The sequence below is a fragment of the Sphingomonas sp. ABOLE genome, assembly GCF_003950455.1.
Lineage (GTDB): Bacteria > Pseudomonadota > Alphaproteobacteria > Sphingomonadales > Sphingomonadaceae > Sphingomonas > Sphingomonas trueperi.
The window spans coordinates 1-8,491 of record NZ_QQWY01000073.1 but is presented as its reverse complement, the minus strand read 5'-3'; the positions used below and the strand labels follow the sequence as shown (position 1 = coordinate 8,491).

Sequence of the window (8,491 nt, the reverse complement as noted above, 5' to 3'; positions counted from 1 at the left end):
CCTCAGGGCGTGGTGGGCCTCACCCTTGTTGAGGCCGATCTGAGCCTGGCGCTGGAGGCCGGCATCAAGAATCCAGTCGATCATGAACAGGGTTCGCTCGATGCGGCCCACCTCTCGCAATGCGAGGGCCAGCTCATTCTGGCGTCACCTCAAGGTTTGTTCGCCAGACAACGATTTCTCGGACATAAGCGGAACATGGGCTACGCTACACGCTTCAACCGCGCCATTGGCTCGTTGAGTGGGTGGAATTCACCTGCTGGAAGTCGCCTGGCCTGCTCCCAGAGGTAATCGCCGGTCAGACTGATGTGCGCCCAGCCCATCGGAGAAAGGTGCGCAAGCAGTGCCGCATCGAACGTCGTGCCGACAGCGTTGAGGTGCTGGGCGGCCCGGTCGAGATAGACCGTGTTCCAGTAGGAAATCGCCGCAATCAGCAGGTTCAGCCCAGATGCGCGAAATTCCTGATTTTCCAGCGAGCGATCGGTGAACCGACCCTGCCGGTTGGTATAGATGGCGGCGGCAAGCGTGTGCCTCGCCTCGCCTTTGTTGAGACCGGCCTGACAGGCACGTCGCAGTTCCGGTTGTTCAAGCCAATCGAGCGTGAACAAAGTGCGCTCGATACGGCCCAGTTCAGCCAATGCAAAATCCAGCCTGTTCTGGCGTTTGTAGGCGGCAAGTTTTCGCAAGATTACTGACGGCGCCACCGTGCCATCCTTGATTGAGGCGACAATCCTGACGATGTCATCCCAATCGGCCTCGATCGCTGCCGTTTTGATGGTGCGGCCCATCAGATTTTCGATGCCCTTGTATGTCGATGGCGCAGCGATCGAACCCAGCTTGCGGTCGCCAATATCGCGCAGCCGGGGCGCGAAGCGGAACCCGAGTAGGTGGCAGAGTGCGAAAACATGATCGGTGGCGCTGCCGGTATCGGTATAGTGCTCATGCAACGGAAGGTTGCCGGCGCCCAGGACAAGCCCGTCGAGCACGTAAGGCGCTTCACCTGCCGTCGCGGACATGATCCGTGATCCGAATGATGCGAAGTGATCGGAAAGGTGAGAATAGATTTTCACGCCAGGTTCGGCGCCATATTTGGCATTGACGTCCGCCGCCCCTGAACGGCTCCGCCCCGACCGGAAGAACTGGCCATCGGACGACGAACTGGTGCCAGCGCCCCAATGCCGCGCGAAGGGTAATTCGTGATGGGCTGAGATGATCATGGCCAGCGCGGCCTGATAGTTCTCGGGTGAAAGATACCAGTTGTGGGTCCATGCGAGTTGGGCATAGCTGACGCCTTCGCTGGCATTGGCCATCCGCTCCAGCCCGAGGTTGGTGCCATCAGCCAGAATTGCGGCGAGTACCGTGCTGGGGTTGTCGTGCTCCTTGCCTGAGCGCAGGTCACGGAATGCGTTCAAAAAACCAGTGCGTTCGGCGACTTCAAGCAGCAGCTCGGTGATGCGCACGCGGGGAAGCAGGGTATCGAGCTTGCGATCGAGGGCTTCAGCTTCCGGTGGGGTGACAGGCGGCATTTGCTGAAGCTTGAGCCGGTCTCGTTCGAGCGACACTCCCTCAAGCTTGTTTGTTTTCAACTGCTTGGCAAATCGGCGCAGCCGCCAGTCAAGATTTCGTGCCCGGTCAGCGAGGTAGGATGCAGCATTTGAATCGAACGGAAGCACATCCGCCACTTTGGCGGCGTCGCGCCGACCCAGCAAATAGGCATCGAAGCGCTGATAGTTGCGGGTTCCCTCGATCCATACATCACCGGCGCGCAAACGATCACGCAAGGTTGCCATGATCGCAATTTCATAACGTCGGCGGTCGATACGGCCGCTTTCGGTGATGAGACGCTTCCACTGCCGATTGGGGAATGGCAGTGGAACGCCATCGGGAAGGTCGCGCGACTTTCGTGTGTTCGCATCGCGAATGACATCGATGGCTTTGATCAGTGCCGTCCCTGTTCCAGACGCCTTGAAGGTGAAGGCGTCCAGAAATGCCGGGCTGAAACGCCGTAGCGTGGCGTAACGCTCGGTTGCCGTTACCAGTGCGTCCTCGCCGGCAAGATCAGCAAGGGCATCTACTTGGGCCTTTGCCGCAACAAGCCGGTGCCAGCCCACCGCTTCGTCAATCAATTCGAGCGGATCGCCGCCATTCTGGACAGCCTCATCAAGTGCTGTAATCGTGGCGCCAAACAGCCGCATGAGTTGCCCCACCGACTGAATACTATCTTGGTAGCGACGCTCGCGCCCACGCCGCGCGCGCGTGAACATGCCGCCGATAAGTCGGTCAAACATTTGGATCGCGGCATCGGCAAGTCTGGCCTCAAGGTCGATCACTGCGGCCGTCAACGTCGCCCGCCTGCGATTGACGCTGTAATCCGAAAGCAGGAATGCCGGTGCCACGCCGCCCTCGCGGACAAATTGGGCAAAGCGGAATTCCGGAATGGCGCCCCCAACTACCGGGTGGATACCTATGCCGCGAACATAGCGCAGGCGCTCAAGCAAGCCATTGATATTGGCCGCAGTCGGGGCTTCTTCGAAATTACGCAACCACGCCAGCGGTGTCATGCCGAAATCCGGGTTGTTGATTACGAGTTCGTCTAGCCGTGTCAGTTCAGCAGAGCTGAGGCCTTCGACGATTGCGGCTGCGGCAGCTTTGCGTGCGCGTGCCCGGCCAGCAAGACCGGCGCGTTCCAGTGTGTCGCCTGACGGAAGAATGAACCGCTCACCCTTCAGGCCAACCATGAGGGCGCGAACAATCGGTTCACCTCTGTCTGTATACTCGGCGGCTTGCGCGGCAAGATTCAGGGCAAGTGCCAGGTCGCCGCGTCGAAACGGGCGTATGCCAAGATAACGCGCCACGAGATCGGCATGATCGGTACGGGTTTGCGCGCGCTGACCATATGCAGAGAAGGAGGAAGGATCGACGAATAACTGTGCCGCGAGGTACTGAAGAATGACGTCGGGAAGCCCGATCTCGGGTTGCAGACCAAAGCCGGGATGTCGCATCAAAGCGATTTGTGCAGCCAGACCGAGGCGATTTGCTGGACCATAGCGGCGCCCAACCAATTCAACATCTTCCGCAGAAAGGGTATAATGCCCAATGATCGCGGTTTCTTGGACAGGAGGATCGAACAGGCGCCGGCGCTCGTCTCCGGTCAGAAGTCGGCGTCGTGCCATTTTGCTCTCCCGCTGAGGCGAATAACAAAATTGACACCAAAGCGGCTTGCACTGGAGGGAGGCCATTCGTTGCCGGTTGATCCCCGAGCAATCACCCGGCGCAGCAAGACAGTTTGGCGACATCCTTATCAAACGTTTGGGCCGCCAGTTTGAGGCCTTCCACAGTGGTCAGGTAAGGAAATATCGTTGCACCCAATTCCAGGGTGGTCATGCCGTGTTTGATCGCCAGCACCAGTGTCTGGATCGAATCCGCGCCTTCGGGTGCCATGATCTGGCCGCCCAGCAAACGGTCGTTCGCCTTGTCGGCAATCAGTTTGATGAGACCCCGCGTATCGCGTGCTGCCAGTGCCCTTGGCACAGCATCGAGCGGGAGCAGCGAAACCTTGATGTCCAGGCCTTGCGCCCGTGCTGTCGTTTCAGTGAGGCCGGCGCTGGCGACTTGCGGGTCGGTGAAGACGACGGATGGCATGGAGGAATTGTCGTAGCGGTATTGGTTGCCCGTCACCGCGTTGCGCGCGGCCAGTTTTGCGCCATAGGCGGCCATGTAGACGAACTGGTCCCGTCCCGTTACATCGCCCGCCGCGTAAATGCCTGGAACCGACGTTTCGAGGTGGTCATCGACGACGATTCCACCATTACGGGCAAGCACTATGCCGCGCTCCTCCAGCCCAAGCCCGTCGCTATTGGGTCGGCGTCCGGTGGCGATGAGCACCTGTTCCGCCGCGACGGTGTCACAATGCCCCTCGCAGGTCAATTCGACCCCGCTCTGTGTTTGGGCGATACGCTGATAGCCGACACCTGCGCAAACCCGCACGCCCTCGGCTTCCAAATAGTTTTTCAGCGCGGCACTCACTTCCGGGTCCATTTCGGGGAGCAGGCGGCTTCGGCAGCAGATGGTGACATCAACGCCCAGACGCGAAAACATCTGTCCCAGTTCTACCCCGATCACCCCGCCACCGATCACCAGCAGCGATTTGGGCAAGCGATCCAGCGCCAGCGCCGATGTGCTGGTTAGGTAGGGCACGCTGTCCATCCCCGGAATCGGCGGCACGGCGGCGTGCGCACCCATCGCCAATATGACCTTGCCGACCTTCATGGGCGCATCGCCGACAATCAGCGCACCATCGGCAAAGCGTGCCTTGCCCTCGATATAGCTCACACCGTCATAGGCGGGCAGCAGATCGACATATTTTTTTTGGCGCAGCGTCGTGACAAGATCGTCCTTCGACGCCGCCAATACGGACCAGTCATCCATCTGGACAGCGCCCCCAAGGCCGGGAAAGCGCGCGGCGGCAAGCCCACCATGCACCGCTTCGGCGGCGCGGATCAGCGTCTTGGAAGGAACGCAGCCAACATTGACACAGGTGCCGCCAATCGTGCCGTGACCGACGAGCGCCACTTTCGCGCCCAGATCGGCAGCGGCGATCGCGGCGGAGAACCCGGCAGAACCCGCGCCGATGACGGCCACGTCAAATCCTTCCTGCCCGGGGCGGTTGCAACAGTCGTTCATTGCTTATCGCTTTCTTGAGGCGCTGGCGGCGCCCCGCTCAGTTTTGAATAGCGCGCGCCGGATAACCCGCGTTGGTTGATGCAGCGGCAATCGCAGCAGCATTGGTGCGGCGCGGGTTATAGGTTGCGCGCGCGGTCTTGGCTGCGAAATCGACCGTGACCGCCGTTACCCCGGCGACGCCTTCCATCGCCTTCTTCACGGTGATCGGGCAGGTGGCGCAGGTCATGTTCTCTATGGCAAAGGTGGTTTGCTTCTGAGCGGTTGCGGTAGCCGCGGGGCGATCTTGCGCCGTGCCACTAACTGCATAGGCGACCCCGCCGCCAGCCATAGCCAGCACGGCCATAGCGATACATACTGTCTTTTTCATGGGTATTTCCTTTCAATAGAACCAGGGTGCCCACCAGTCGATGGTGAGCGCCAGGATGGCGACGGCAAGGCCCAGCCACAGCACCGCCTTGGTGGTCCAAGCCGATTGTGGACGAGCGCAGTAGGAACCGTCTTCACAGGGCGGTTTCGGCTTGAAATAGACATGCCAGAAGCCGTAGCCGAGCAGCGCGAGCGTTACGCCTGCGACATAGGGCTTGTAAGGTTCGAGCGCCGTCAGGTTGGCGATCCACGCGCCGGAAATTCCGAGCATAACCAACAGTAGCGGGACGACGCAGCAAGCCGAGGCGAGCCCCGCGCCGATCAATGCGCCCGCCGCAACCCAGTTTGCCTGCTTCGGCTCGTGGTTTTCGGTGAGGGCTGGCTGTCCCGCTTCCGGCGTTGAGACCATGGCTTGAATCCCTTGTTCCAACTGAGTGATTCGCAGTGTAGGCTCTGTAGCCACTACAGACTCAAGAGGTATTTTCATGGAGCAACAGGTCGGCATCTTGCGTGCCCAGCTTGCCCGGAAAACAGGCTGCAATCTCGAAACCATCCGCTATTACGAGAAGGTGGGATTGCTGCCGGGGCCGCCTCGCAGTTCCAACGGCTACCGCGTCTATTCGCCGGAACTGGTGCAAAGGTTGCAGTTCATCCTGCGCGCGCGCGACCTTGGCTATGCAATGGATGAGATACGGTCATTGTTGTCGCTCACCGATACCGGTGCACAAACCTGCGCGGAGGTTATGGCGAGAACCGAACTCCACCTTGAAGATGTCCGCCGCCGCATTGCAGATTTGCAGAAGATAGAGGTGACGCTGGCGACCACGTTAGCCAGATGCACTGGAGATGACGTTGCCGAATGTCCCATCCTGGAAGCACTCCAGTTTTTACCCCATCAAGGCAATTGACGCCATCTTTGAGGGATTTGATTTTGTGATGTCAGCTTGGAGTATAGCCTAACTGGACGTCAGGGCGGTACTGCGGTTTCTGTCAGATTAGGGTGATAAACGGAATTTGTTGACGAATTTCGTTACGTATCATAGATTTCAACCTGACATTTTGATGGAGAGAGTGCGCAGTGAAGGGGCAACGGATCGGCTATGTCCGGGTCAGCACGTTCGATCAGAATGTGGATCGCCAATTGGAAGGTCAGTCGCTCGATCGGACCTTCACCGACAAGGCATCGGGCAAGGACGTCAACCGCCCCCAGCTTGAGGCTCTGCTCACTTTCGCCCGCGAAGGCGATACCGTCGTCGTCCACAGCATGGATCGGTTGGCCCGCAATCTGGATGACCTGCGCAAGCTGGTCCAGGGCCTCACCAAGCGAGGTATCCGGATCGAGTTTGAGAAGGAAAGCCTGTCCTTCTCGGGGGAGGACTCCCCGATGGCCAATCTGATGCTCTCGGTCATGGGTGCGTTTGCTGAGTTCGAGCGCGCTCTGATCCGCGAACGGCAACGCGAAGGCATTGCGATCGCTCGGCAGCGCGGCGCCTATCGGGGGCGGAAACGGTCGCTCTCGGATGAGATGATTGCCGATCTGCACCGCCGCGTTGCCGCCGGTGAACGCAAGGCGACCATAGCGCGCGACATGGGCATCAGCCGCGAAACCCTCTACCAGTACCTTCGCGCCGCTGCCTGACACCAATGTTCACATTATGTCCGGAAAATCGTTGTTCAGCGTACAAAGCTTGAGGTGACGCCATTCTGGCGCGGGTAAGAGGCGAGCTTGCGAAGAATCTGGCTGGGGGCGACGATCCCCGCTGCGATCGTCGCCATGATGCGCAGGATGTCGGGCCAGTTGCGCTCGATGAGCGGTTCATTGATCTTACCTCCGACCAGCGCTCGCACATTGGCCGGCGTCGCGTTGGGCGTGAAGGCATAGAGTCTTTTCTGAGGGAGATCGCGGATACGGGGGGCGAACCTGTAGCCGAGCAAGGCGCAGGCGGCGAACACATGATCGGTGAAGCCGCCCGTGTCGGCAAAATGCTGGCGAACGCGGCGGCCCGCGTCATTCATGAGCAGCCCGTCCAGGATATAGGGAGCCTCGCTGACCGTTGCCGGGATCACCTGGGTTGCGAACGGCGCATATTGATCGGACACATGGCTGTATCCCTTGAGGCCCGGGACGTTGCCATATTTCGCGTTGATCAGATTCATCGCCTCGCCCTGCTCGGTAGCAAGGAAGAACTGCCCGTCGCTGGATGCCGATTGCCCTTGTCCCCAGAAGGCGGCCATGGGCAGGGCGGCGTGGGCCTCCACGATCATGGCGAGCGCCCGATCATAGGCGCTGCCTTCGACATGCCAGCGCGCGATCCGCAGCAATTCCCAGAAGCTGTGCGTGTTGGTCGCCGCCGCCATCTTGCGCAAACCGAGATTGACGCCTTCCGCCAGCAACACGTTCATCAGGCCGATCCGGTCGCTGCAGGGCGCGCCGGTGCGCAGATGCGTGAACGCCTCGGAAAATCCGGTTCGCTCATCGACTTCCAGCAACAGATCGGTGATCCTCGCGGGCGGGAGCTGTTGATAGAGATCGAGCACGAGATCCTCGGCCCCTTCGGGCGTGTCGGCCCTCAGCTTGTCGATGTGCAGCTTGCCGTTCTCGATGATGCCGCCTGGGATCGTGCCGGTTCGCGCCGCGCGGCCAAACTCCTTCAGCCGTGTATCCAGTCGAGCCCTGCGCTCGGCCAGCCATTCGCCGGGTCGCAGCGGCACGGCGAGCCGCGCGGTCTGCTCTATCGCCTGTGGCGGGACCAGAAGCTGCTTGAGGTCGCCATAGCGGCGCGATCCCGCCAACCATATGTCACCGGACCGGAAGGCGTCGCGGATGTGGAACAGCACCGCGATTTCCCAAAGCCGGTGGTCGCCGCTGGGCTCAGCGCGAAGATGACGATGCCATTTCAAGTTGGGACGTAGAAAATCCACCGGCGGATCGACCTTGATCCCGTTACGCAGCATCGCAACGGCCGCCAGAAGAGGCGTGGCGATCGGCGCCGCCTGCATGTCGAGCAGGCGCAGCATCCTGGGCGCGTAGAGGCGGAAACGGTGATAGCCGTCCAGCACACGGCTGAGCGGGTCGGCCGCGAGCACGTTGGTCAGTGCGGAGGCCGTGGCGACAAGGGTTCTGAACCGTTCCCAGCCAGGCCCGGTGGCGATTATCCCGTCCAGGGCCGTGCCATCGTCCTGCGCTCCAAGCAAAGCACCACCGATTTCGGCAAAGGACTTCAGCGTGTCCCGAACGGCCGCCTTTGCGTCGGCGATCCTGGTGTTGCAAAGGCGTTCGGAGGCCCGATAGAGACGGCCTACGATGCGATCGTGGGTCTCCACGATGACATCGGCCAGCGATGACCGCCATTCCAGGGTGCAGACAGCGAGGATCGCAAGCCGCCTGTCTTCGGGCAGATCACGCATGCCGTCGGCGTAATAGCGCTCGCCCTGCCGGCGAAGC

6 protein-coding genes and 1 pseudogene are annotated in these 8,491 nt (G+C 60.6%); 2 read left to right on the top strand and 5 right to left on the bottom strand.

Translation table 11 applies throughout. The features are described 5' to 3' along the window. Positions 1-200: 200 nt before the first annotated feature. From CA234_RS23535 to CA234_RS23520, 4 genes are all read right to left on the bottom strand, one after another. The gene (locus tag CA234_RS23535) at positions 201-3,170 is read right to left on the bottom strand and encodes a Tn3 family transposase (RefSeq protein ID WP_126002893.1); all 2,970 of its coding nucleotides are present in this window, start codon (positions 3,168-3,170) and stop codon (positions 201-203) included. Positions 3,171-3,261: 91 nt separating this feature from the next. Further along, positions 3,262-4,680 carry a mercury(II) reductase gene (gene merA / locus CA234_RS23530; protein ID WP_004213247.1) on the bottom strand — a complete coding sequence of 473 codons (1,419 nt, stop codon included), beginning with the start codon at positions 4,678-4,680 and terminating at the stop codon, positions 3,262-3,264. 37 nt (positions 4,681-4,717) lie between these two features. Beyond that, positions 4,718-5,047, bottom strand: coding sequence for a heavy metal-associated domain-containing protein (locus CA234_RS23525; protein WP_004213249.1), 330 nt, complete (start codon positions 5,045-5,047; stop codon positions 4,718-4,720). 12 nt (positions 5,048-5,059) lie between these two features. Continuing rightward, positions 5,060-5,455: a mercuric transporter MerT family protein gene (locus tag CA234_RS23520; RefSeq protein ID WP_014072602.1), complete on the bottom strand. Its 396-nt coding sequence runs from the start codon at positions 5,453-5,455 to the stop codon at positions 5,060-5,062. Positions 5,456-5,531: 76 nt separating this feature from the next. Between CA234_RS23520 and CA234_RS23515 the strand changes: the two genes are divergently transcribed. Then, complete coding sequence (locus tag CA234_RS23515; RefSeq protein WP_014072603.1) at positions 5,532-5,954, top strand: helix-turn-helix domain-containing protein; 423 nt, start codon at positions 5,532-5,534, stop codon at positions 5,952-5,954. Between the two features lie 170 nt (positions 5,955-6,124). Beyond that, positions 6,125-6,685, top strand: a complete 561-nt coding sequence (locus CA234_RS23510) for a recombinase family protein (RefSeq protein WP_004213255.1) — start codon at positions 6,125-6,127, stop codon at positions 6,683-6,685. Between the two features lie 62 nt (positions 6,686-6,747). On the opposite strand, the pseudogene CA234_RS23500 reads toward CA234_RS23510, so the two are convergent. Continuing rightward, positions 6,748-8,491, bottom strand: a pseudogene (locus CA234_RS23500) (Tn3 family transposase); the annotation flags it as partial.